The organism is Nonomuraea sp. NPDC050383, assembly GCF_044459125.1.
Taxonomy (GTDB): Bacteria; Actinomycetota; Actinomycetes; order Streptosporangiales; family Streptosporangiaceae; genus Nonomuraea.
The window spans coordinates 44,443-66,567 of the sequence record NZ_JBITIP010000027.1; the positions used below are offsets into that span (position 1 = coordinate 44,443).

Below are 22,125 nucleotides of genomic sequence, written 5' to 3' on the forward strand. Positions count from 1 at the left end.
AGGGGTCAATGTGAGCGCAACCGCCGTCGCGCCGCGCCTTCACGGCATCCGCCGGCGCCGCGGCCTGCTGCTCGCCGCCCTGCTCGCGGCCGTGTGCGTCGCGGTGCTGCTGAGCGTCACGATCGGCGCCAAGGCCGTTCCGCTCGGCGACGCCTGGCAGGCGCTCACCGCCCCGACCGGCACCGAGAACGACATCGTCATCCGCTCCCTGCGCGTGCCCAGGACCGCCCTCGGCGTGCTGGCCGGGCTCGCGCTCGGCGTGGCCGGGGCGCTCATGCAGGGCCACACCCGCAACCCGCTCGCCGACCCCGGCCTGCTCGGCGTCACCCAGGGGGCCGCGTTCGCGATGGTCGCCTCGATCATCCTGCTCGGCACCCAGAGCCTGCTCGCCTACATCTGGTTCGGCCTGGCCGGCGCGCTGCTGGCCAGCGTGGCCGTGTTCGCGCTCGGCATGGTCGGCGGCCGGGGCGGCCCCACGCCGGTCACGCTCGCGCTCGCGGGCACCGCCGTCAGCGCCTTCCTGTACGCCCTGACCTCCGCGATCGTGCTCCTGGACGAGCAGGCCATGGACGTGTTCCGGTTCTGGCAGGCCGGCTCGGTGGCCGGACGCGGCCCGGACGTAGTCTGGCAGGTGCTGCCGTTCATCGCGGCAGGCCTGGTGCTGGCGCTGGTCAACGCGCCGGGCCTCAACGCGCTGTCCCTCGGCGAGGACGTCGCGCGCAGCCTCGGCCAGAACATCGCGCTCACCCGGGGCATCGGCGTCGCCGCCGTCACGCTCCTGACCGGGGCGGCGGTGGCCGCCTGCGGGTCGCTCGCGTTCGTCGGGCTGGTGGTGCCGCATCTGGCCCGCCCGCTGTCGGGCACCGACCACCGCTGGCTGCTGCCGTACTCCGGCCTGATCGGCGCGGCGCTGCTGCTGCTCGCCGACGTGATCGGCCGCGTCGTCGCTCCTCCCGGCGAGCTGGAGGTCGGCGTGGTGCTCGCGCTGATCGGCGCGCCGTTCTTCGTGGCGCTGGTCCGCCGCAGGAAGCCGGTGCGGCTGTGACCCGGACCTCCGCGCGGGTGAAGCCGTCGTTCCCGCTGCGCGCGGGCGGCCTGTCGTGGCGGGTCCGGCCCCGTGGCGTCGCCGTGACCGTGGCCGGCCTGGTGCTGCTCGCCCTGCTCATGGCCCTGAACATGCGCCTCGGCGACCTTCCCCTCGGCCTGGCCGACGTCGTGCGCGCCACGTTCGACCCGTCCGTGCCCGAGCACTTCGTGGTGATGGAGCTGCGCCTGCCCCGCGCGCTGACCGGGGCGCTCGTCGGCGCCGCGCTCGCCCTGTCGGGCGCGATCATCCAGTCCATCGCGCGCAACCCGCTGGCCAGCCCCGAGATCCTCGGCGTCACCACCGGCGCCTCGGTGACCGTGGTGGCCGGCGTCGTCATGAGCGGCAGCGCGTACGGCGGCGCCAGCGGCCTGTTCTCCGCGCTCGGCATCCCGGCGCTGGCGCTGCTCGGCGGCCTGGCCGGAGCCGCGGTGGTGTACGCGCTGGCCTGGCGGCGCGGCCTCGACGGCTACCGGCTGGTCCTGGTCGGCATCGGCGTGGCCGCCGTGTTCACGAACGTGAAGTTCTGGCTGCTGACCGTCGGCGACGTCAACGACACCACCCGCGCCATGGTGTGGATCAGCGGCTCGCTCAACGGCCGCGGCTGGGAGCACGTCGTGCCGGTCGGCCTGGCCCTGGCCGCGCTGATCCCGCTGACCCTGCTCGGCACCCGCTCCCTCGACGCGCTGCGTTACGGCGACGACACCGTCACCGCGCTCGGCGTCCGGGTCAACCTGTCGCGCGCGCTCATGCTGCTCGCCGCCGTGCTGCTGGCCGCCGTGGCGACCGCCTCGGCCGGGCCGATCGCGTTCGTGGCGCTGGCCGCGCCGCAGATCGCGCTGCGCCTGGTCCGGTGCGCCCAGCCGCCGCTGCTGTCGTCCGCCGTGGCCGGCGCCGTCCTCACGACCGGGGCCGACCTGATCGCGCGCACCCTGTTCTCCCCCATCGAGCTGCCCGTGGGCGTCGTCACCGCGGTGCTCGGCGCGCCGTACCTGATCCACCTCATCTGGAAGGCACGCGCATGAGGCTCCAGGCCGCCGGCGTCACGCTGGGCTACGGCGACCGGGTCGTCGTCGACGGGCTCGACCTCGGCGTCGAGGCGGGCACGGTGACCACGATCATCGGTCCCAACGGGTGCGGCAAGTCCACGCTGCTGCGCGCCCTCGGCCGGCTGCTCAAGCCGCGCGGAGGCGAGGTGCTGCTCGACGGCCGGCGCATCGACCGGATGCCGACCCGGGAGGTGGCCAAGGTGCTCGGCGTGCTGCCGCAGTCCCCGACCGCGCCCGAGGGGCTGACCGTGGCCGACCTGGTCGCGCGCGGCAGGCACCCCCACCAGACGTGGTACCGGCAGTGGTCGTCCGACGACGAGACGGCCGTGGCCCTCGCCCTGGAGCTGACGGGCCTGGCCGACCTGGCGGAGCGCCCGCTGGACGAGCTGTCGGGCGGGCAGCGGCAGCGGGCGTGGATCTCCATGGCCCTCGCCCAGGGCACCGACCTGCTGCTGCTGGACGAGCCGACCACGTTCCTCGACCTGGCACACCAGGTGGAGGTGCTGGAGCTCGTACGGAACCTGCACCAGGAGGCGGGCCGGACCATCGTGATGGTCCTGCACGACCTCAACCTCGCGGCCCGCTACGCCGACCGGCTGGTGGCCATGCGCGCCGGCCGGGTGGTCGCCGCGGGCTCCCCGGAGGAGGTGCTGACCGAGGAGCTGATGCGCGAGGTCTTCGAGCTGGAGGCCAAGGTCATCCAGGATCCGGTCGCGGGGACTCCGCTGGTGGTGCCGATCCGGCCGCTGTCCCGGTCCTGAGATCACCGGCGGTCAGCCGCCGCAGGGGCGAGCGGGCCACCCCGGCGGCGATCGCCAGCCAGCTCAGACCGGCGAACACCATGACCGCGTACGCGTCCCGCACCGCCGACTCGAACAGCCCGGCCGCCAGCGCCGCCGGCGGGATGGACGCGAACGCGATCATCCGGGCCGTGCCGAGCACCCGGCCCAGCAGGTGGTCGGGGACGAGCCGCTGCCGTACGGTGGCCGTCGCCACGACCATCGCCCCCGCCGCCGCGAACTGCCCCGTCCAGGCCAGCCCGATCAGGACCGGGCCACGGGCGGCGGCCATGAGCAGCATCGCCGCCCCGCCGGCCACCAACGACCAGGTGACGATCGGTCCCGGCGGCCACAACCGGATCAGCCGCCCGCCGAGCAGCGCCCCCACGACCGCACCCGCCCCCTGGAAGGCGTAGACGACGCCCACCTCGCCCGGCGTGAACCCGTGGTAGGAGCTGAGGTAGTAGACGAGGTTCGCCAGCAGCAGCCACACGCCGAAGTTGCCGGCGAACGAGGTGACCGCGGTCGTCAGCACGGCCCGGTCCCCGCGCAGGAACCGCAGGCCCTCCCGCACGTCCGCCGCCATCGACCACCGCCCCTGCTCCTTCCCCTGCCGGGACGCGCGGTGGCCCTTGGCGGCCGCACGTCCGCCGATGAAGCCGATGAGCAGCGCCGACAGCAGGAACGACCCGGCGTCCACGTACACCGCGGCCTGGTAGCCGAACGCCGCCACCAGCGCCCCGCCGGCCACCGGCCCCGCCGTGTTCACCGCGTGCTCGCCGATGTGGACGCGCGCGTTGGCCTGCGGCAGCCGCTCCGGCGGCACCAGCGACGGCAGCACGGCCCGGAACGCCGGCTGGTAGAGCGGATCGACCGCCGCCAGCAGCAGCGCCACCAGGTAGAGGGGCCACAGCCGCCGCACGCCCAGCGTCACCATCGTGGCCAGCACCAGCGTGACGACCCCGGACACCACGTCGCCCAGCACCAGCAGCCGCCTGCGGTCGAACCGGTCCGCGAGCACCCCGCCGACCATCCCCAGCAGCAGGTACGGGACGTACTCCACGACGTAGACCACGCCGGTCCCGAGCGGCGACCCCGTCAGGTCGTACACCAGGAGGGGCAGCGCCAGCCGGTAGATCCACGTGCCCAGCGACGAGGTGAGGAACCCGCCGAGCAGGAGCCAGTAGGACCGGCCCACGCCTCACGCCTCCGCGAGCGCCCGCCGGATGTCGGGATCTCCGGGTGCCAGCCGCGCGGCCCGCAGGAGGTCGCCTCGCGCCGCCTCCGGCCGTCCCGCGGCGCTGTGCACCAGGGACCGGTTGAACAGCAGTTCGGCCGTCTCCTCCAATTTCAGCGCCCGCGTGAGGTCGGACAGCGCGGCGTCGTGGTCGCCCTCCTCGTACGACACGGCGGCCCGGCCCGCCCAGGCGGCCACCAGGTCCTGGTCCAGGTCCAGCGCGGCGTCGAACGCGGCCACGGCCTCCGCCGGCCGGCCCTCGGCCGCCTCGACCTGCCCGAGCACGCACCGGAGATGCGGGCTGCGCGGGTCGAGCGCGAGCCCCCGCTCCACGTCGCGCCGGGCCGCGGCGTGCTCGCCCGCCGCCGCGAGCAGCCCCGCGCGGTTGACGTACGCGGGGGCGAAGTCCGGGTCGAGGTCGAGCGTGTGGTCGAGGTCGGCGAGCGCGCCGTCGAGGTCGCCGGTCGCGTAGCGGACCTCCGCCCGGTTGTAGTACGCCTCCGGGAACGGCGGGCTGAGGCGGATCGCGGCCTCGAAGTCGGCCCTCGCGTCCTCGTGGCGGCCCAGCTTGTGCAGCAGGGTGCCGCGGTCCAGGTAGTAGTCGGGGTAACCGGGGTCGGTGCCGATGGCGATCGCGTAGTCGGCCAGCGCCTCCTGGGTGCGCCCGGCGGCGGCCAGGAGCTGGGCGCGGTTGGCGTACAGCACGAGCCGGTGGATCGGGTGCGTGCCGCCGAGATGCGCCTCGGCCAGGTCGATGGCCTGGCGCACCAGGTCGAGCGCCGCCGCCAGGTTGCCCCTGCGCACCTCGACCAGGGCCTTGCCGTTGAGGTCGAAGCCCAGGTGGAAGGCGCGCTCATGGGCGTCGGGCAGCAGCGAGGTGATCGTGACGGCTTCGTTGACCCAGGCCAGGGCCTCCTCCGGGTCGCGCCGGGCGAGGTCGTGGTGGCGTACCAGGAGCATGGCGGTGGCGTACGCGATCGTGGCGCGGTGCTTGGGGTCGGTGCTCAGGCGGCGGGACCCGTCGTACAGGGCGCGGGCCTCGTCCTCCCGCTCGATGGCCTCCAGCGCGGCGCCCACCCGCTGCACCAGCAGCCGCCGGCCCTCCGGGTCGCCGTCCTGGGAGAGGCCGCGCAGCGCCTCCAGGCCGGCCTCGGCCATGGCGTGGTGGAATCCCTCGTCGCGGAAGCGGTCGAAGTCGGCGTTCAGCGGCTTGTCCGCGGGCGCGCGCCGGCCGGCGACGACGCGCAGCAGGCCCGGGTCCACCCGCCTGCGCAGCACCTCGACCAGCTCGGCGTCGGTCGGATCGGCCTCGCCGAGATTGTCGGCGGTGACGGTCAGAGGACCGGTCCGGCTCAGGTGGTCGCGGACGAACTCGGCCAGCCCGTTCGCGACGCGCAACGTCCGGCGGGCGCCGGGGATGAGGATGCGCTGTCCCCTGGGCAGGGTCTCTGCCAGGGTGCGCCTGCTCCGTGGGATCGTCAGGTGCGGCGCCGCGACCCCGATCTCGATGTCGTACGCGGCGACGAGGTCGGGCCGGTGGGCCAGCGCCTCGGGCACCAGGTGGTCCAGCAGCGCGGCTGCGAGCGTGTAGGGGCCGTGGAGCCTGCGGTCGGCGTCCAGGACGATCGTGTCCACCCGAACCTTCTTCCGTGATCCGTCTCCGGTCGCGCCTCGGCCGGCGCCCCTCGTGGGGACGCCGGCCGGGTGGGAATCAGTGGGTGTGTCGCGGAGCGGCCGCGCCGGAAGGCTTCACGGTTCCGGGCTTGTGGACGACGACCTTCTTCATCGGGTGCCTCTCGTGTTGCATGACGAGACCGTCGCGAACCGTCGCGGGGCGATCTCTCGGATGACCGGTTCATGTGAACACACGCCAAGTCCGGCGATCAAGGCTTTTCCGGGTAAATCAAATTTCCTATCCATTTTCGGAAGCCGTCATGATTTGGGCGGCTATATCCGAAAATATTGGGTCTTTATTCCCCGATGATCGCGTCCACGAACACCTCGGGGTCGAAGGGCGCCAGATCGTCGGGCCCCTCGCCGAGACCCACCAGCTTGACCGGAACCCCCAGCTCCCGCTGGACCGAGATGACGATGCCGCCCTTGGCCGTGCCGTCGAGCTTGGTCAGCGCGATGCCGGTGATGTTGACCACCTCGCCGAACACCTGGGCCTGCCGCATGCCGTTCTGGCCGGTGGTGGCGTCGAGCACCAGCAGCACCTCGTCGACCGTGGCCTTCTTCTCGATGACCCGCTTGACCTTGCCCAGCTCGTCCATCAGGCCCGTCTTGGTGTGCAGACGGCCCGCCGTGTCCACGATGACGACGTCGGCCTTGTCCGCGATGCCCCTGGCCGTGGCGTCGAAGGCCACCGAGGCGGGGTCGCCGCCCTCCGGGCCGCGCACGACCTCGGCGCCGACCCGGTCGCCCCAGGTCTGGAGCTGGTCGGCCGCGGCCGCGCGGAACGTGTCGGCCGCGCCGAGCACGACCTTCTTTCCGTCGCCGATGAGGACGCGCGCGAGCTTGCCGGTCGTGGTGGTCTTGCCGGTGCCGTTGACGCCGACCACGAGCACCACCGCGGCCCGCTCACCGTGGGGCTGGACGTGCAGGGTGCGGTCGAGGTCGGGGTTGACCTGGACGAGCAGCTGCTCACGCAGCAGCGCGCGCACCTCGTCGGGCGTGCGGCTGCCGAGCACCTTGACGCGGGTGCGGAGCTCCTCCACGATCGCCTGGGTCGGCGCGACGCCGACGTCGGCCTTGATCAGCAGCTCCTCGACCTCGTCCCACACGTCGTCGTCGAGCCGGTCGCGGGACAGCAGGTCGAGCAGGCCGCGGCCGAGCGCGCTCTGCGAACGGGCCAGCCGCGAGCGCAGCCGCACCATCCGCCCGGCGGACGGCGGCGGGATCTCCACCTCCGGCGTGACGACCATCGGCTCGGCCGGCTTGACCGGCGGAGGGAGCGTGGTGGTCGCTCCTTCGCCCTCCTCGGCCCCCGTGGCCGGGCGCTCCTTCTCCTGGTCCTCCGGGAGGGGCGCCGTCTCGGGCGGCTCGACCGGCGGCGCCGACCTGCCGCCCGGTCTGAAGAGCAGGAAGAGGCCGCCGGCCGCCACGAGGGCGACGACGACCACGATCACTATGACGCCGAGGTAACCATCCACAAGAAGTCAGTTTTCCAGATCGTCCGTCGTGGTCATGACCAGGGCCACGCCGATCGCGTCCGGGGCCGGGCGACCCGCCCGTGCCAGGCCGCGATCACGCCGCCGGCGAACCTGGTGCCCGCTCCGGGCGCCGTCACACCTGCCGCGAGGGCCGGATCACCTGTCCTGTAGGGGACGAGGCGGGCTCAGGCGGGTTCGCGCTCGCGCATGCGCTGGCTGATCACCTGCGTCACGCCGTCGCCGCGCATCGACACGCCGTACAGGGCGTCGGCGATCTCCATCGTCCGCTTGTTGTGCGTGATGACGATGAGCTGCGAGCTCTGCCGCAGCTCCTCGAAGAGGGTGAGCAGCCGCTGCGTGTTGGTGTCGTCGAGCGCCGCCTCGACCTCGTCCATGACGTAGAACGGCGACGGCCGCGCCTTGAAGATCGAGACCAGGAACGCCACCGCCGTCAGCGACCGCTCGCCGCCCGACAGCAGCGACAGCCGCTTGACCTTCTTGCCCGGCGGCCTGGCCTCCACCTCGATGCCGGTGGTCAGCATGTCCTCGGGGTCGGTGAGCACCAGCCGGCCGTCGCCGCCCGGGAAGACCCTGCCGAAGATCTGCTCGAACTCGCGCGCCACGTCCTCGTAGGCGGAGGCGAACATCTGCTCCACCCGGTCGTCGACCTCCTTGACCACGGTCATCAGGTCGCGCCGGGTCTTCTTGAGGTCCTCCAGCTGGGAGTTGAGGAACGCGTGCCGCTCCTCGAGCGCCGCGAACTCCTCCAGCGCCAGCGGATTGACCTTGCCGAGCTGCTGCATCTGCCGCTCGGCCGCGCGGGCCCGCTTCTCCTGCTCCTCCCGCACGTACGGCACGGGCGGCTCGCCCGGCACCGGGGCGTCGGGGCCGTACTCGGAGATCAGCGTCTCGGTCTCGACGCCGAACTCGTCCATCGCCCGCTGCTCCATCTGCTCCAGGCGCAGCCGCTGCTCGGTGCGGGCCATCTCGCTGCCGTGGACGCTGTTGACCAGCTTGTCCAGCTCCTGGGTCAGCTCGCGCACCCGCAGGCGGACCTGCTTGAGCTCGGCGTCGACGGCGACGCGCGCCAGGTCGGCCTCGTCGCGCTCGCGCGCAGCCAGCTCGACGGAGGCGGCCAGGGCGGCCAGCACCTGCCGGGCGCCCTTGCTCACGGCCTCCGCCACGCTCGCCTGACGGCGGCGGCGGGCGCGCTGGGCGGCCGCCTGGGCCCGCTCCTGGCGCTCCCGCTGCGCGGCCCTCAGCAGGCCGTCCGCGCGCCCCTCGATGCCCTTGACCCGCTCCTCGGCCGTGCGCACCTGGAGGCCGGCCTCCATCTCCCGCTGGCGGGCCGCCTGGCAGGCCGCCGCCAGCTCGTCGCGGGCCTCGGTGGTGGGCTCGGTCTCCAGCTCCTGGGAGTACTCGGCCTCGGCGAGCCGCATCTCCAGCTCGGCCAGCTCCTCCAGGCCCTCGGCACGGGCCTCCTCGGCGGTCGTGACGCCGCGGGCCAGGCGCTCGGCCTCGTCGTGCGCGGCCTTGGCGGCGGCTTCGAGCTGCGCCAGCCGGCGGGCGGCGTCGGCGTTGCGCCGGTCGGCCTCCCGCTGGCGGGCGCTGACCTGGTCCAGCGCGCCCTGCGCGGCGCTGACGCCGGCCTGGGCGGTGTCGGCGGCGGTCTGCGCCTCGGCCACGCGCGCCTGGGCGCTCTCCACGGCCGCCTGCGCCTCCTGCTCGGCGGCCAGCGCGTCGTCCAGGCCGGTCGCGGTCTGCTCCGCGCGGGCCTCGGCCTCCTCCAGGTCGGCCAGGGCGTCATCGAGCGCGGCCCGTACCTGGAGGACCGAGGTGCCGCCCTCGGAGCCGCCGCTGGCCAGGTGGGCGGCGACGAGGTCGCCGCCCCGGGTGACGGCGCGCAGCCCGGGGTGGCCCTCGACGAGACGGCGCGCGGCGGCGAGGTCGTTCACGACGACGACGCCGTCGAGCACCCGGGCGACGGAGCCCCTCAGCGGGCCGGGCACGCCGACCAGGTCGGCCGCCCACTCCCCGCCCTCGGGCGCCGCGCCCCGCTCCTCGGCCGCTCCGGCCCCCGCCACCAGGAGGGTGGCCTGGCCGGCCTCCTTGCCGCGCAGCAGCTCCAGCGCCTCGACCGCCGCGCCCACCGACTCGACCGCGATGGCCTCGGCCACCGGCCCGAGCACGGCGGCGAGGGCCGCCTCGGCGCCGGGCGCGACCTGGAGCGAGGCCGCCAGCGGGCCCAGCACCCCCGACATGCCCGTCTCCACCAGCGCCGCGCCGCCGTCGGCGCCCCGGGCCAGGCCCAGCTCCAGCGCCTCGGCGCGGGCCCGCAGCGCGGCCACGGCCCGCTGGGCCTCCTGGTCGGCGGCGCGGGCAGTGCCGACCCTCGATCTCGCGGCCTGGAGGGCGTCGCGCGGCCCGCCGAGCTCGGCCCTGGCCTGCCCGACGGCCGCGCGGGCCTCCTCCGCCGCGGCCCGCGCCTCCTCGACCAGCGCCTGCGCGGTCGCCAGCTCCTCGGCCAGCGCCGGGTCGGCGGCGGGCTCCTCGCTCCGCCGCTCCTCCAGGTCGTCGAGGGCGCGCCGCTCGCGCTCGGCCGCGTCGGCGACCGCCTTGGTCAGACGGCCGATCTCGTCCTCGGCGGCGCGTGACCTGCTGCGCGCGGAGTCGACCCGGCCGCGCAACCGCGCCAGGCCCTCGCGCCGGTCGGCGGCGGCGCGGGCGGCCATCGCCAGCCGCCGCTCCTCGGCGGCCAGCTCGGACTCGGCCTCGGCGCGCCGCTCGGCGGCGGCGTCGAGAAGCTCCTGCGCCTCCTCCAGCTCGGCCCGCAGCACCAGCTCGCTCTCGCGCGCCTCGGCCGCCTCGCGTTCGAGGTCCTCGGGGTCACGGCCGCGGCGCTCGATGGCGGCGGCGTCGAGGGCGTGCCGGTGGCGCTCGGCGGCGAGCTGCTCCAGCCCGGTGATGCGCTCGCGCAGCGACGACAGCCGGAACCAGGTCTGCTGCGCGGCGGTCAGCCGTGGCTGGGCCTCGGCCTCGGCCGTCTCCAGCGCGGCCTCCCGCCGCTGTCCCTCGGCCAGCTCGGCCTCCACCTGGGCGCGCCGGGCGAGGACCGCCGCCTCGTCGGCCGCCTCCCGCTCCAGCGTGACCCGCAGGACGCACACGTCGTCGGCCAGCAGCCGCAGCCGCGCGTCGCGCCAGTCGGCCTGGATGACCGCGGCCTTGCGGGCGATCTCGGCCTGGCGGCCCAGCGGCTTGAGCTGGCGGCGCAGCTCGGTGGCGAGGTCCTGGACGCGCGTCAGGTTGGCCTGCATCGCGTCGAGCTTGCGCAGCGCCTTCTCCTTGCGCTTGCGGTGCTTCAGGACGCCCGCGGCCTCCTCGATGAACGCCCGGCGATCCTCCGGCCCCGCGTGCAGCACGGCGTCGAGCTGGCCCTGCCCGACGATGACGTGCATCTCGCGGCCGATGCCGGAGTCGGACAGCAGCTCCTGGATGTCGAGCAGGCGGCAGGTGTCGCCGTTGATGGCGTACTCGCTCTGGCCGGACCTGAACATCAGCCGGCTGATCGTGACCTCGGTGTAGTCGATGGGCAGCGCGCCGTCGGTGTTGTCGATGGTCAGCGTGACCTCGGCCCGGCCCAGCGGCGGCCGTGACGAGGTGCCGGCGAAGATGACGTCCTCCATCTTGCCGCCGCGCAGCGACTTGGCGCTGTGCTCGCCCATGACCCAGGCCAGGGCGTCGACGACGTTGGACTTGCCGGAGCCGTTGGGACCGACCACGCAGGTGATGCCCGGCTCGAACCGCAGGGCGGTCGCCGAGGCGAAGGACTTGAAGCCGCGCAGGGTCAGGGTCTTCAAATGCAAGAACAGGCCCCCTTCTCCCTGAACGGACTTCGGGAAAGCCTACTGGTCCGAGCGCCTCGTCGCTGGCCACAACGGTGGCGTCGGCGGCCGGACGCGGAAAGGGGGCGCAAAGACATCCCGAACGAGGGCAAATAACAAGGGACGCCTCGCCGAGACGTCCCTCAATCTTGCGTTCCGATCACTCTCAGGTGAGTGCCGGCTCGCGCTCCTGCATGCGGCTGAGCGCCTCATCGCGGGTTTGCGCCGCAAGAGCGTCATTCTGAGCCTGAAGCCGGATGAGTTCTGCCTCCAGGTCACGGATCCGCTGCTGCAAGCGCCGCATCTCCGAGACCATCCGAGGGTCAGGACCACCGACGTGGCCGAGTAGAGCCTTCGCCATGGTAAAGGGTCCTCCACGCTGAGTGACCAGACTGGTTCGCGCACTTCTTATTCCGCGGGAGGGGTGCGCGTGGTACTTAACAAGAGTCGCACCGGCAGTGTGGGCGGTCAAGTCGAACGAACCGCCACACCCCTCGTGGGGCACTCCCGACATATAACTATACCCCATTTGGCCCGTTTCGCGAAAGCGGCTACCGCTCCCGGAAACCACCCAAACCACCTCGGACTTCGCTCCACCTCTCCACTACTCCATCGACCCTGCCCGGCGTGTCGCAACCCCTGAGCAGCTCCAGCAGCTTGACGCACGCCTCACGCGGCCCCTCGGCGACCACCTCCACCCGGCCGTCGTCCGTGTTGCGCGCCCAGCCCTCCAGGCCCAGCTCCAGCGCCCGCGCCCGGGTCCACCAGCGGAACCCCACGCCCTGCACGCGCCCCCTCACCCAGGCGGTCAGCCGTACGTCCTCCATGCCCCACCCCTTCCGGTCATCCCCGGCCACCCGTTCCGGCCATCCCGGCCCCGCTTTCCCGGCCATCCCGGCCCCGCTTTCCCGGCCATCCCGGCCGCCGCTGTTCCGGGCATGCCTGCGGGCCTCCGCGGCCGTTTCACGCCACCCTGCGGGCCGCCTCGGGGCCCGCCACGCCCGCGGCCGTCTCGCTGAACGCGCGCGCCGCGGCCGTCGCGCCGGCTCTCGGCCACACCAGCCCGAGCACCGACGCGGGCAGGCCCGTCACCGGCACGAACACCACGTCACCACGCTCGTGGTAGGCCGCCGTCGGCGTGCAGAACAGCATCCCGCCGCGCCCCAGCGCCACCAGCGTGATGCCCTCCTGGCTGGTGGCGACCGTACCTCCTCGGGGGATGGGCCGGCCCGCCGGGGTGCCCGCCGGGGCGAGCAGCTCGCGCCAGGCGCGCGGCGCCGGTCCCCCCGGTTCGATCAGCGGCAGGCCCGCCAGCTCCTCCGCGTCGACGGCGTCCCGGCCCGCGAGCGGATGGCCGACGGGCAGGCCGAGGCTGACGGGCACCCGGTTGAGACCCGGCCCCGTCTCCAGGTCCGGCTCGTCCACCGGCAGCAGCGTGAACGTCACGTCCACCAGGCCCGCCCGTAGCTTGCCGAACGGGTCGGACAGCGGCACCTCCACCAGCCGCACCTCGCACGACGGGTACAGCGCCTCGAAGGCCCGCACGGCCTCGGTCACCAGCTCCGTCGGCGTGCCGAGGAAGCCGACGCGCAGCACGCCCGTCACCTGACGGGCCGCCGCCCGGGCCCGCTCCACCGCCTCCCGCAGCCCGTCGTACGCCGGGCGCAGGTCCGCCAGGAAGCGCTCGCCGAGCGGCGTCAGCCGCACCCGCCTGCTGGTCCGGTCGAACAGCCGGGCGCCGATCCGCGTCTCCAGCGACCGCACGAGCTGGCTCACCCGCCCCGGCGACAGGTACAGCCGGTCGGCGGCCCGCGCGAAGTGAAGCTCCTCGCTGAGGACGACGAAGCACTCCAGCTCCCTGAACTCCATGTCACCCCTTAGTCCAGCTAAACCAAGCCTGAGCGTCTCGTCATTGTTCCCCCGGCGCCACCACCGAAAGGTGGAGGCCATGACCATCACACCTGAGACCACGACCGTGTCGCACCGGCTCGCCGTGCCCACGGTCGCGGCGGGCACGTTCGCCATCGTCACCAGTGAGATGCTGCCCGTCGGCCTGCTGACCCCGATCGGCGCCGAGCTGGGCGTGTCCGACGGCACGGCGGGGCTCATGATGACCGCTCCGGGCCTGGTGGCGGCCGTGTCCGCGCCGGTGATGACGCTGGCCGCGCGGCGCCTGGACCGCCGGACGGTGCTGTGCGCGCTGATGGCCCTGCTCGCGGCCGCCAACCTGGTGGCCGCCCTGGCGCCGGCCTACCCGGTCATGCTGGCGGCGCGGGTCCTGACCGGGGTGAGCATCGGCGGGTTCTGGACGTACGCGATGGGCCTGCCGGTACGGCTGGTGCCGGAGCCGCGGATCGGCCGGGCGGCGGCGACGATCGCCTCGGGGATCGCGGTGGCCTCCGTGCTGGGCGTGCCCGCCGGGACGCTGGCCGCCTCCGCCGCCGGGTGGCGGGTGGCGTTCGGAGCCGTCGCCCTGCTCGCCGCCGTCCTGTGCGTGGTGCTGGCCAGGCTGCTGCCGCCGCTGCCCGCCGAGCGGGCCGCGCGCCTGTCCGACCTGTGGGCGGTGTGGCGGACCGGGCCGTCCAGGATCGTGCTGATCGTGACCGCTCTCGTGGTGACCGGCCACTTCGCGGCCTACACCTACGTCCGGCCGTTCCTGGAGCAGGCCCCGCGAGACGGTGCGGGCGCGAGTGCCGCCGCCGTCGGCGCCGTCCTGCTCGGGTACGGCGTCGCGGGCGTGGCGGGCAACTTCGCCGCCGGCGCGCGGGCGGCCCGGCACCCCAGGGGCACGCTGGTGACGCTCGCCCTGCTCATCGCGGGCGCCACCGCGCTCCTCGCCGCCGTGCCGGGCTCGATCGGCCCGGTGGCGGCCCTGCTCCTGCTGTGGGGCGTCGCCTACGGGGGCGTGTCGGTGACGGTGCAGATCTGGATCGTCAGGGCCGGCGGCGGGGAGGCGGGCACGGCCATGCTGACCGCCGTCTTCAACGCGGCCATCTCGCTCGGCGCGCTCACCGGCGGCCGGGTGGTGGACGGGATGTCGGTCCCCGCCGTCATGTGGCTCGGCGCGGGGCTGTCACTGGCCGCCGCGGCCGCCGCTGGCATGTGGGGCAGGAGAAGGACGAGCGGTTCATGAACGCGTCACGGACGATGGGGCTGCCGCAGCGGGAGCAGGGCCGGTCACGCCGGCCGTACGCCTCCAGGGAGCGTTCGAAGTAGCCGCTCTCGCCGTTGACGTTGACGTACAGGCTGTCGAACGACGTGCCGCCCTGGCGCAGCGCGGCCGTCATCACCTCGCGGACCGCGGCGAGCAGCTCGGCGATCTTCGGCCGGGTGAGCGTGCGGGTGGGGTGCGCCCAGTGCAGCCGGGCCAGCCACAGGGCCTCGTCGGCGTAGATGTTGCCGACGCCGCTGATCAGCGTCTGGTCGAGCAGGGCCCGCTTGATCTCGGTGTCCTTGCGGCGCAGGGCGGCGGCGAACCGGTCGTCGTCGAACGCCTCCTCGAACGGGTCCGGCGCGATGTGCGAGATCGGCGCGGGCACGCCGCCCTCCAGCGCCGTCAGCATGACATGGCCGAACGTGCGCTGGTCGACGAAGCGCAGCTCGGGGCCGCCGTCCTGGAAGGCGAGCCGTACGCGCAGGTGCTTCTCCGCCGGCGAGTCCGGCTCCACGACGAGGAGCTGGCCGCTCATGCCCAGATGGGCCAGCAGCGCCTCCTCGGCGCCCGACAGCGGGAGCCACAGGTACTTGCCGCGCCGCTCGGCGGAGAGCACGACACGGCCCTTCAGCCGCGCGGCGAACTCCTCGGCGCCCGGCACGTGCCGGCGCACCGCCCGCGGGTGCAGCACCTCGGCCCAGGCGATCTCCCGCCCGGCCACCCACTGCGCGAGGCCGCGCCGGACGACCTCGACCTCCGGCAGCTCAGGCAACCTAGCCCGCCGGCTGGCTCTCGCGCTGCTCGCGGCGGGCCCGGATGCGGGTCCACGCCGCCTCGGCCGCCTGCTGCTCGGCCTCCTTCTTGCTGCGCCCGTTGCCCGCCCCGTAGGACTCGCCGCCGACGCGCACCTCCGCGGTGAAGGACTTGGCGTGGTCGGGGCCGCTCTCCTCGACGTGGTACTCGGGGACGCCGAGCGCCTCGGAGGCGGTGAGCTCCTGCAGGGAGGTCTTCCAGTCGAGCCCGGCGCCGAGCGAGGCCGAGCGCACGATCAGCGGGTCGAACAGCACGTGGACCACCCGGAACGCCTCGTCGAGCCCCTTGTCCACGTAGACGGCGCCGATCAGCGCCTCCAGGGTGTCGGCCAGGATCGAGGACTTGTCGCGCCCTCCGGTGCCCTCCTCGCCCCTGCCGAGCCGCAGGAACCGGCCGAGACCGAGCCCACGGGCCACGTCGGCGAGGGCGCGCATGTTGACCACCGCGGCCCGCAGCTTGGCGAGCTGCCCCTCGGGCAGGTCGGGGTGGTTGCGGTAGAGGGTGTCGGTGACCACCAGGCCCAGCACCGAGTCGCCGAGGAACTCCAGGCGCTCGTTGGTGGGCAGGCCGCCGTTCTCGTACGCGTAGGAGCGGTGCGTCAACGCCCGCTCCAGGATGTCGGAGTCGATGCTGATCGACAGCACTCGCTCCAGCTCTGCTCTGGCGACCTCGACGGCCACCGGCTTGGGACCTGCGCCCACGGGTTTTCCTCCTCGGACACCTTCACATGCCGCGACGGCCGCGGAGGATGCCCGAAAACGTGGTGGGCGTCGGGGGGTACAGAGCCCCGGCGTCCACCACGACCGCGGGCGAGCCGCCGCCGTGCGCAACTGAGACGTTCACGCCGACCGGGGCACAATGGCACCCGGTCGGCATCACGTCAACTGCGAGATCAGGCGGACGGCTCGATGACCTGACGACGGTTGTAGGTGCCGCAGGTGGGGCACGCGATGTGCGGCTGCTTGGGCGAACGGCACTGCGGGCAGCTCACCAGGGCGACAGCAGTCGTCTTCCACTGGGAGCGACGGGCGCGGGTGTTGCTCCGCGACATCTTTCGCTTCGGGACGGCCACGTCACTTCTCCTGATCGTTATCGTTCTCGGAAACCAGACCTTGCAACGACGCCCAGCGAGCGTCGATCTTCTCGTGCCGGTGATCGTCGCCGGCCTCGGCCAGCTTGATCCCGCACTCCGTGCAGAGTCCCGGACAGTCGTCGCGGCAGACCGGGCTCAACGGCAGTGCGAGCACCACCGCGTCACGGAACGTCGGCTCGAGGTCGAGCAGCTCCCCGTCCATCAGCGAGTCGTCCTCCGAGGCGTCCTCGTCGGAGTAGAAGAACAGCTCCTGCAGATCGACCTCGAGGTCCGAGGACAACGGGTCGAGACACCGCGCGCACTCCCCGCCCAGCGGGGCCTGCGCCGTGCCGGACACGAGCACGCCTTCCATCACTGCTTCAAGCCGGAGGTCCAGCTCGACTTCGGCGTCCTTGGGAACGCCGATCATGTCGACGCCGAGATTCGCCGGAGCCGGGAGGGACAGAGTCATCTGCCTCATCGTCCCCGACCGCTTTCCCAGGTCGTGAGTGGAGATCACCCAAGGCGAGCGGGGGTCGAGGTGCTGAGTCATCCTGCTCTCGCTAGGCATGGCGGAACTGTCGCCGTCGTACAAGGCCGAAATGAAAGGATACCAGGTGGCGGTCAGCCCCTGAGCCGCTCGACGAGCAGCTTGTGCACCAGGTCGGGGACCAGGCCGGACACGTCCCCACCGTACCGCGCGATCTCCTTCACCCGGCTGGAAGACAGGAACGAGTACTCGGGATTGGTCGGCATGAACAGCGTCTCGACCCCGGACAGCCGGTAGTTGAGCTGGGCCATCTGCAGCTCGTAGTCGAAGTCGCTGACCACGCGGATGCCCTTGACGATGGCCGGGATGTCGTTCTGCTTGCAGAAGTCGACGAGGAGCCCGTGGAACTTGCGCACCGTGACGTTCGGGAACTCCTTGGTCACGGTCTGGAGGACCTCGATCCGCTCGTCGACCGTGAAGAGGCTGCTTTTCTCCACATTGATGAGCACGGCCACGGTGACCTCGTCGTACAGCCTGGCGGACCGGGCGATGATGTCGAGGTGACCGTTGGTGATGGGGTCGAAGGACCCCGGGCAGACAACGCGGCGCAAGACGCCTCCCTGGTCAGCGGGCAGGTCTACGGATTACCGGCGGCGCGACCGTACCAAACGGACGCTTCGCCATAACGGCGAACCCTCTCCTCAACGTAACCTTCCGGCCATACCAGGGCTTTTCCCCGGGTCTCCCTCTCGAACGCCACCACCGCGTCCTCCGCCAGCCACCCGCGGTCGCGCAGCAGCTCCAGCACCCGCGTGACCTCCTCGTCCGACACCGCGTACGGCGGATCGGCGAACACGATGTCGTACGGCCCGACCGGGTCGGTGTGAGTTTCCCCACCCCGGCCCTGCCCTGCGACGTCCCCGCCCGGCCGGCCCAGGAACCGCTCGACCTTGTCCGCCACCACCCGCGCCCCTGTCAGCCCCAGCTCCCGGACGTTCGTCCTGATGGCCCGGACGGCCCTGGGATCGGACTCGACGAGCAGCGCGTGCTCCGCGCCCCGCGACAGCGCCTCCAGCCCGACGGCCCCCGACCCCGCGTACAGGTCCATCACCCGGGACCCCCTCACCCCGCCCAGGGAGTCGAGCGTCAAGAGGATGCCTTCCCTGGCCCTGTCGCTGGTCGGTCTCGTGCCGCGCCCCGGCGGGACCGCCAGGCGTCGCCCGCCCGCGCTGCCCGCGATGATCCGAGTCATGTGAGCCATTCTCGCGCACGTCGGCGCAGGTCAAGAGTGGACAAGTGTCGGCCTCGAAGACGCAAGGGTGATTCCCATCGCCCCACCGGCCACGCATGATGGGTCTGCGGCCTTCGAGGTGACCCATCAGAAGGCCGACCGGCGTGGTCGTGAGCCCTTCCGCACGCCGGTTCCCTCGGCACCTGACCCGAGGGGTGGGCCCAGCCGGGGACGGCATTCGGGGGGAGGCCGTCCCCATGGCTGGGCCCAGCACCTGTTTCCGCCGCTCCCCCGCGGCGCCCCGGTTGTCCAGGTGGTTACGCCTTCTCCAGGTATTCGGCGCGTTCGTCGGCCAGCAGCCGGTCGATCTCCGCGCGCAGCGCCTCGTGCGCCGACAGCTCGGGATCGGCCGCCAGCAGCCGCGCCGCCTCGTCCCGGGCCGCCTCGATCACGTCCTCGTCGCGCAGGAGCTGGAGCAGCTTGAGCGACGACCGCTTGCCCGACTGGGCCGCGCCCAGCACGTCGCCCTCACGCCGCTGCTCCAGGTCCACCCGCGACAGCTCGAACCCGTCGAGCGTGGCGGCCACCGCGTCGAGCCGCGCCCGCGCGGGCGTGCCCTCCGGGAAGTCGGACACCAGCAGGCACAGCCCCGGCAGCCCGCCCCGGCCGACGCGGCCGCGGAGCTGGTGGAGCTGCGAGACCCCGAACCGGTCGGCGTCCATGATGATCATGACTGAGGAGTTGGGCACGTCGACGCCGACCTCGATCACCGTCGTCGCCACCAGCACGTCCAGCTCGCCCCGGCTGAACGCCCGCATGATCGCGTCCTTCTCCTCCGGCGGCAGCTTGCCGTGCAGGACGCCGAGCCGCAGGTCGTGGAACGGCCCCTCGGACAGCAGCTGGGCGACGTCCAGGACGGCCAGCGGCGGCCGGCGCTCCTCCCCCGACGCTTCCTCGCCGGACTCGCCCAGCCGAGCCTCCAGGTCGCCCTCGTCGCCCTCCAGGTCGCCGATGCGCGGGCAGACGATGTAGGCCTGCCGGCCAAGGGCGACCTCCTCGCGCACCCGCTCCCACGTGCGCTCCAGGAAGTGGGGCTTCTCGGCGGCCGGCACCACGTGGGTGGTGATGGGCGCGCGCCCGGACGGCAGCTGCGACAGCGTGGAGACCTCCAGGTCGCCGAAGACGGTCATGGCGACCGTGCGCGGGATCGGGGTCGCGGTCATGACGAGCACGTGCGGGCGCCCGCCGCCGGCCTTCTCGCGCAGCGCGTCGCGCTGCTCCACACCGAAGCGGTGCTGCTCGTCGACCACCACCAGACCGAGGTCGGCGAACTGGACGTGCTCCTGCAACAGGGCGTGCGTGCCCACGACGACGCCGGCCGTGCCCGAGGCCGCGTCGAGCAGCGCGGCGCGGCGGGCGGCGGCGCCCATGGAGCCCGTGAGGAGGGTGACGGCCGTGCCGCCGAACATGCCGCCCTGCGCGAGGTCGCCCAGCATGGCGGTGATCGAGCGGTGATGCTGCTGGGCGAGCACCTCGGTGGGCGCCAGCAGCGCGGCCTGGCCGCCCGCGTCGACCACCTGGAGCATCGCCCGCAGGGCGACCACGGTCTTGCCCGCGCCGACCTCGCCCTGCAGGAGCCGGTGCATCGGGTGCTCGCGGGCCAGGTCGGCGGCGATCTCCTCGCCGACCTGGGACTGACCCTCGGTCAGCTCGAACGGCAGCCGCGCGTCGAAGTCGGCCAGGATGCCGTCGCCGCGGCGCGGGCGGGCCTTGGCGGGCCAGGCGGTCGCCGCCTGCCGGCGCTGGAGCAGCACGGCCTGGAGCACGAACGCCTCGTCGAACTTGAGCCGGTCGCGGGCCCGTTGCACGTCGGCGAAGTCCTTCGGCCGGTGCACCGCCTCCAGCGCCTCGGCCAGGTCGCGCAGGCCGTGGCGGGCGCGCAGGTCGCCGGGCAGCGGGTCGGCCAGCGGCCCCAGCGTGTCGAGCACGACGCCCACGGCCCGCCTGATCACCCACGGCGTCAGATCCTTGCCGGCCGGGTAGATCGGCACCGGCGCGGCCGAGAACTCCTCGGCGCCGGCCTCGCTCTCCTCGAACAGCTCGAACTCGGGGTGCGAGAGCTGCCAGCGCGGGTGTGTCCGGGAGCCGAAGAGACCGACCTTCCCGGCGAACATGCCGCGCCGCCCCGGCTTGAGCCGCGATTCGGCCACGTGGGAGCCCTTGCCGAAGAACGACAGGTAGATCTTGTTGCGGGCGGCGTCGACGACCTCGACCTCCAGCCAGGTGCCGCCGCGGTTGCGCATGGGCTTGCGCATGAGCCGGCTCACCTCGCCGACCACGGTGACGTGCTCGTCGACCTCCAGCGCGTCGAGCGCGGTCAGCTCGCCGCGCTCGGCGTAGCGGCGGGGGTAGTGGCGCAGCAGGTCGCCGACCGTCTCCAGGCCGAGCACGCTGTGCAGCAGCTTGGCGGTCTTCGGGTCGAGCGCCTTGGTCAGCGGCTCGTCGAAACGGCTCACGGCACTATGTTCTACCGCCTGCGACCGACAGGAACGCATGTCGCGCCCCCCGAATCGCCGCGCCGCCACGCCCGCTCACCGGCGCCACCCGCTCACTCCACGCCGATGAGGAGCGGGTAGCCGCCCTGCTCCCCCGCGTACACCACCAGGTCCACGTCCGGCCGGGTGGCCCGCAGGTGCTCCCCCACCGCGCCCGCGAGGTCCTCGGGCGCGTCCGCGCCCGTGACCAGCGTGACCATCTCGCCGCCGCCCGCGACCATCCGGTCCACGACGGCGACGGCCACCTCCCCCAGCTCACGGCCGATCACCGCCACGTCGTCGTCGATCAGCCCGAGCACGTCACCGGGCCGGCACACGCCCGCGCTGGTGACCGCCTCCCTGCGGGCCGTCACCAGGTGACCGTGGCGCGTGTGCCCCGCGGCGCCGGTCATCGCCACCACGTCGTCGTCGAAGCGGCGCAGCGGGTCGTGGACGGCCAGCGCCGCCAGTCCCTGCACCGTCGCCCGGGTCGGCAGCACGCTGACCACGACGCCGTCCTCCCGGGCGATCTCCGCAGCCGCGGCGGCGACCGCCTGGGCGCCCTCGTCGTTCGGCAGCACGGCGACCTCGCCGCCCGCCTGCCTGATCGCGGCCAGCATGACCGGCAGCGACGGCCGCGTGCCCGGCTCCCGCCGCACGACCACCGCGCCGCACTCCTCGAACAGCGCCGCGATGCCGTCGCCGGCGGCGACGGCCACCACGCCCCTGCCCGCGTCGCCGCGGTGGGTCCGCTCGGCGAGGTACGTGATCCTGATCCGGTACGGCCGCCCCACCCGCAGCGCCGCCTCCACCGCGGGTCCGGCCTCGTCCACGTGGACGTGGACGTTCCACAGCCCGTCGCCGCCCACGACCACCAGCGAGTCGCCCATCGCGTCGAGCTCCTCGCGCAGCGTGGCCACCGCGGCGTCGTCGGCGTCCAGCAGGTACATCACCTCGTAGCCCGCGCCCACCTCGGTCATCGGTGACACGCGCGCCGTCGGGGCGGGCACCTCGTACCGCTCGCCGTACCGATCGCCGGAGGAGCCCGTCACCACGGCCGCCAGCGACTCCAGGATGATCGCCAGCCCGGCGCCGCCCGCGTCCACGACACCGCTGCGCGCCAGCACGTCGAGCTGCCCGGGGGTGCGGCGGAGCGCGGCGCGGGCCTCCCGCGCGGCCCGCCGCGCGATCTCGGCCAGGTCGCCGTCGGCCTCCCGCACGGCTCCCGCCACCGCGCCCAGCACGCTCAGGACCGTGCCCTCGACGGGCCGGGCGACCGCCTCCCTGGCCAGCGACGACGCCCTGACCAGGCCGGCCCTCAGGTCGGAGCCGTCCTTCAGCTCCTCGGCCAGCCCGCGCAGGGCCTGACTGACGATGACGCCGGAGTTGCCGCGCGCGCCCACCAGGGCGCCGTACGCGAGCGTCTGCCACACCACCGCGCGGTCCACGTCGTCGGGCAGCGCCTCGACGGCCTCGGCGGCGGCCAGCATGGTCAGGTGAAGGTTCGTGCCGGTGTCGCCGTCGGCGACGGGGAACACGTTGAGCGCGTCGATCTCCGCCCGTGACCTGCCCAGCGCGTCCGCGGCCAGGCGGGCCCAGCGGCGTACCCGGGGCGGGTCGAGAACCTCCATGCGGTGCTACGACCTCCC

19 protein-coding genes are annotated in these 22,125 nt (G+C 73.7%); 4 read left to right on the forward strand and 15 right to left on the reverse strand.

Annotated elements, in window-relative coordinates:
- Positions 1-10 precede the first annotated feature (10 nt).
- Genes ACIBG4_RS39375 through ACIBG4_RS39385 form a run of 3 tightly spaced genes read left to right on the forward strand, consistent with a single transcriptional unit; the run spans position 11 to position 2,894 of the window.
- Positions 11-1,045 carry a FecCD family ABC transporter permease gene (locus ACIBG4_RS39375; protein WP_397207381.1) on the forward strand — a complete coding sequence of 345 codons (1,035 nt, stop codon included), beginning with the start codon at positions 11-13 and terminating at the stop codon, positions 1,043-1,045.
- Positions 1,042-2,109, forward strand: a complete 1,068-nt coding sequence (locus ACIBG4_RS39380) for a FecCD family ABC transporter permease (RefSeq protein WP_397207383.1) — start codon at positions 1,042-1,044, stop codon at positions 2,107-2,109. The genes ACIBG4_RS39375 and ACIBG4_RS39380 overlap by 4 nt, the downstream gene beginning before the upstream one ends.
- Complete coding sequence (locus ACIBG4_RS39385) at positions 2,106-2,894, forward strand: ABC transporter ATP-binding protein (protein WP_397207385.1); 789 nt, start codon at positions 2,106-2,108, stop codon at positions 2,892-2,894. The genes ACIBG4_RS39380 and ACIBG4_RS39385 overlap by 4 nt, the downstream gene beginning before the upstream one ends.
- On the opposite strand, the gene ACIBG4_RS39390 is transcribed toward ACIBG4_RS39385, so the two are convergent.
- The 7 genes from ACIBG4_RS39390 to ACIBG4_RS39420 all read right to left on the reverse strand — a co-directional run bounded on the left by ACIBG4_RS39390 (position 2,830) and on the right by ACIBG4_RS39420 (position 13,051).
- Entirely contained in the window at positions 2,830-4,110 is a 1,281-nt protein-coding gene (locus ACIBG4_RS39390) for an MFS transporter (RefSeq protein WP_397207387.1), read from the reverse strand. The genes ACIBG4_RS39385 and ACIBG4_RS39390 overlap by 65 nt on opposite strands.
- A gap of 3 nt (positions 4,111-4,113) precedes the next feature.
- On the reverse strand, positions 4,114-5,784 hold the full coding sequence (locus ACIBG4_RS39395; protein ID WP_397207389.1) for a tetratricopeptide repeat protein: 1,671 nt from the start codon (positions 5,782-5,784) through the stop codon (positions 4,114-4,116).
- A 335-nt stretch (positions 5,785-6,119) separates the two neighbouring features.
- Complete coding sequence (ftsY, locus tag ACIBG4_RS39400) at positions 6,120-7,301, reverse strand: signal recognition particle-docking protein FtsY (protein WP_310708809.1); 1,182 nt, start codon at positions 7,299-7,301, stop codon at positions 6,120-6,122.
- A gap of 185 nt (positions 7,302-7,486) precedes the next feature.
- The gene (gene smc / locus ACIBG4_RS39405; RefSeq protein ID WP_397207391.1) at positions 7,487-11,164 is read right to left on the reverse strand and encodes a chromosome segregation protein SMC; all 3,678 of its coding nucleotides are present in this window, start codon (positions 11,162-11,164) and stop codon (positions 7,487-7,489) included.
- Positions 11,165-11,348: 184 nt separating this feature from the next.
- Entirely contained in the window at positions 11,349-11,543 is a 195-nt protein-coding gene (locus ACIBG4_RS39410) for a hypothetical protein (protein WP_055505123.1), read from the reverse strand.
- Between the two features lie 190 nt (positions 11,544-11,733).
- A complete protein-coding gene (locus tag ACIBG4_RS39415; protein WP_310708807.1) occupies positions 11,734-12,009 on the reverse strand; it encodes an acylphosphatase in 276 nt (91 codons plus the stop codon).
- A gap of 136 nt (positions 12,010-12,145) precedes the next feature.
- On the reverse strand, positions 12,146-13,051 hold the full coding sequence (locus tag ACIBG4_RS39420) for a LysR substrate-binding domain-containing protein (protein WP_397207394.1): 906 nt from the start codon (positions 13,049-13,051) through the stop codon (positions 12,146-12,148).
- Between the two features lie 79 nt (positions 13,052-13,130).
- Between ACIBG4_RS39420 and ACIBG4_RS39425 the strand changes: the two genes are divergently transcribed.
- The gene (locus ACIBG4_RS39425; protein ID WP_397207396.1) at positions 13,131-14,315 is read left to right on the forward strand and encodes an MFS transporter; all 1,185 of its coding nucleotides are present in this window, start codon (positions 13,131-13,133) and stop codon (positions 14,313-14,315) included.
- Here the strand turns inward: ACIBG4_RS39425 and mutM are convergent.
- The 8 genes from mutM to ACIBG4_RS39465 all read right to left on the reverse strand — a co-directional run bounded on the left by mutM (position 14,233) and on the right by ACIBG4_RS39465 (position 22,107).
- Positions 14,233-15,108 carry a bifunctional DNA-formamidopyrimidine glycosylase/DNA-(apurinic or apyrimidinic site) lyase gene (gene mutM / locus ACIBG4_RS39430; protein WP_397207398.1) on the reverse strand — a complete coding sequence of 292 codons (876 nt, stop codon included), beginning with the start codon at positions 15,106-15,108 and terminating at the stop codon, positions 14,233-14,235. The two genes, ACIBG4_RS39425 and mutM, sit on opposite strands and share 83 nt — an antisense overlap.
- Position 15,109: 1 nt before the next feature.
- Entirely contained in the window at positions 15,110-15,829 is a 720-nt protein-coding gene (gene rnc / locus ACIBG4_RS39435) for a ribonuclease III (protein WP_310708883.1), read from the reverse strand.
- 212 nt (positions 15,830-16,041) lie between these two features.
- Positions 16,042-16,221: a 50S ribosomal protein L32 gene (gene rpmF, locus ACIBG4_RS39440; RefSeq protein ID WP_033409409.1), complete on the reverse strand. Its 180-nt coding sequence runs from the start codon at positions 16,219-16,221 to the stop codon at positions 16,042-16,044.
- Position 16,222: 1 nt separating this feature from the next.
- Positions 16,223-16,792, reverse strand: coding sequence for a YceD family protein (locus ACIBG4_RS39445; protein WP_397207450.1), 570 nt, complete (start codon positions 16,790-16,792; stop codon positions 16,223-16,225).
- Positions 16,793-16,845: 53 nt separating this feature from the next.
- Complete coding sequence (coaD, locus tag ACIBG4_RS39450; protein ID WP_310708802.1) at positions 16,846-17,322, reverse strand: pantetheine-phosphate adenylyltransferase; 477 nt, start codon at positions 17,320-17,322, stop codon at positions 16,846-16,848.
- Positions 17,323-17,348: 26 nt separating this feature from the next.
- The gene (gene rsmD, locus ACIBG4_RS39455) at positions 17,349-17,963 is read right to left on the reverse strand and encodes a 16S rRNA (guanine(966)-N(2))-methyltransferase RsmD (protein ID WP_397207400.1); all 615 of its coding nucleotides are present in this window, start codon (positions 17,961-17,963) and stop codon (positions 17,349-17,351) included.
- A 296-nt stretch (positions 17,964-18,259) separates the two neighbouring features.
- Positions 18,260-20,458 carry an ATP-dependent DNA helicase RecG gene (recG, locus tag ACIBG4_RS39460; protein ID WP_397207402.1) on the reverse strand — a complete coding sequence of 733 codons (2,199 nt, stop codon included), beginning with the start codon at positions 20,456-20,458 and terminating at the stop codon, positions 18,260-18,262.
- Positions 20,459-20,550: 92 nt separating this feature from the next.
- On the reverse strand, positions 20,551-22,107 hold the full coding sequence (locus tag ACIBG4_RS39465; RefSeq protein WP_355448520.1) for a DAK2 domain-containing protein: 1,557 nt from the start codon (positions 22,105-22,107) through the stop codon (positions 20,551-20,553).
- Between the last annotated feature and the right edge of the window lie 18 nt (positions 22,108-22,125).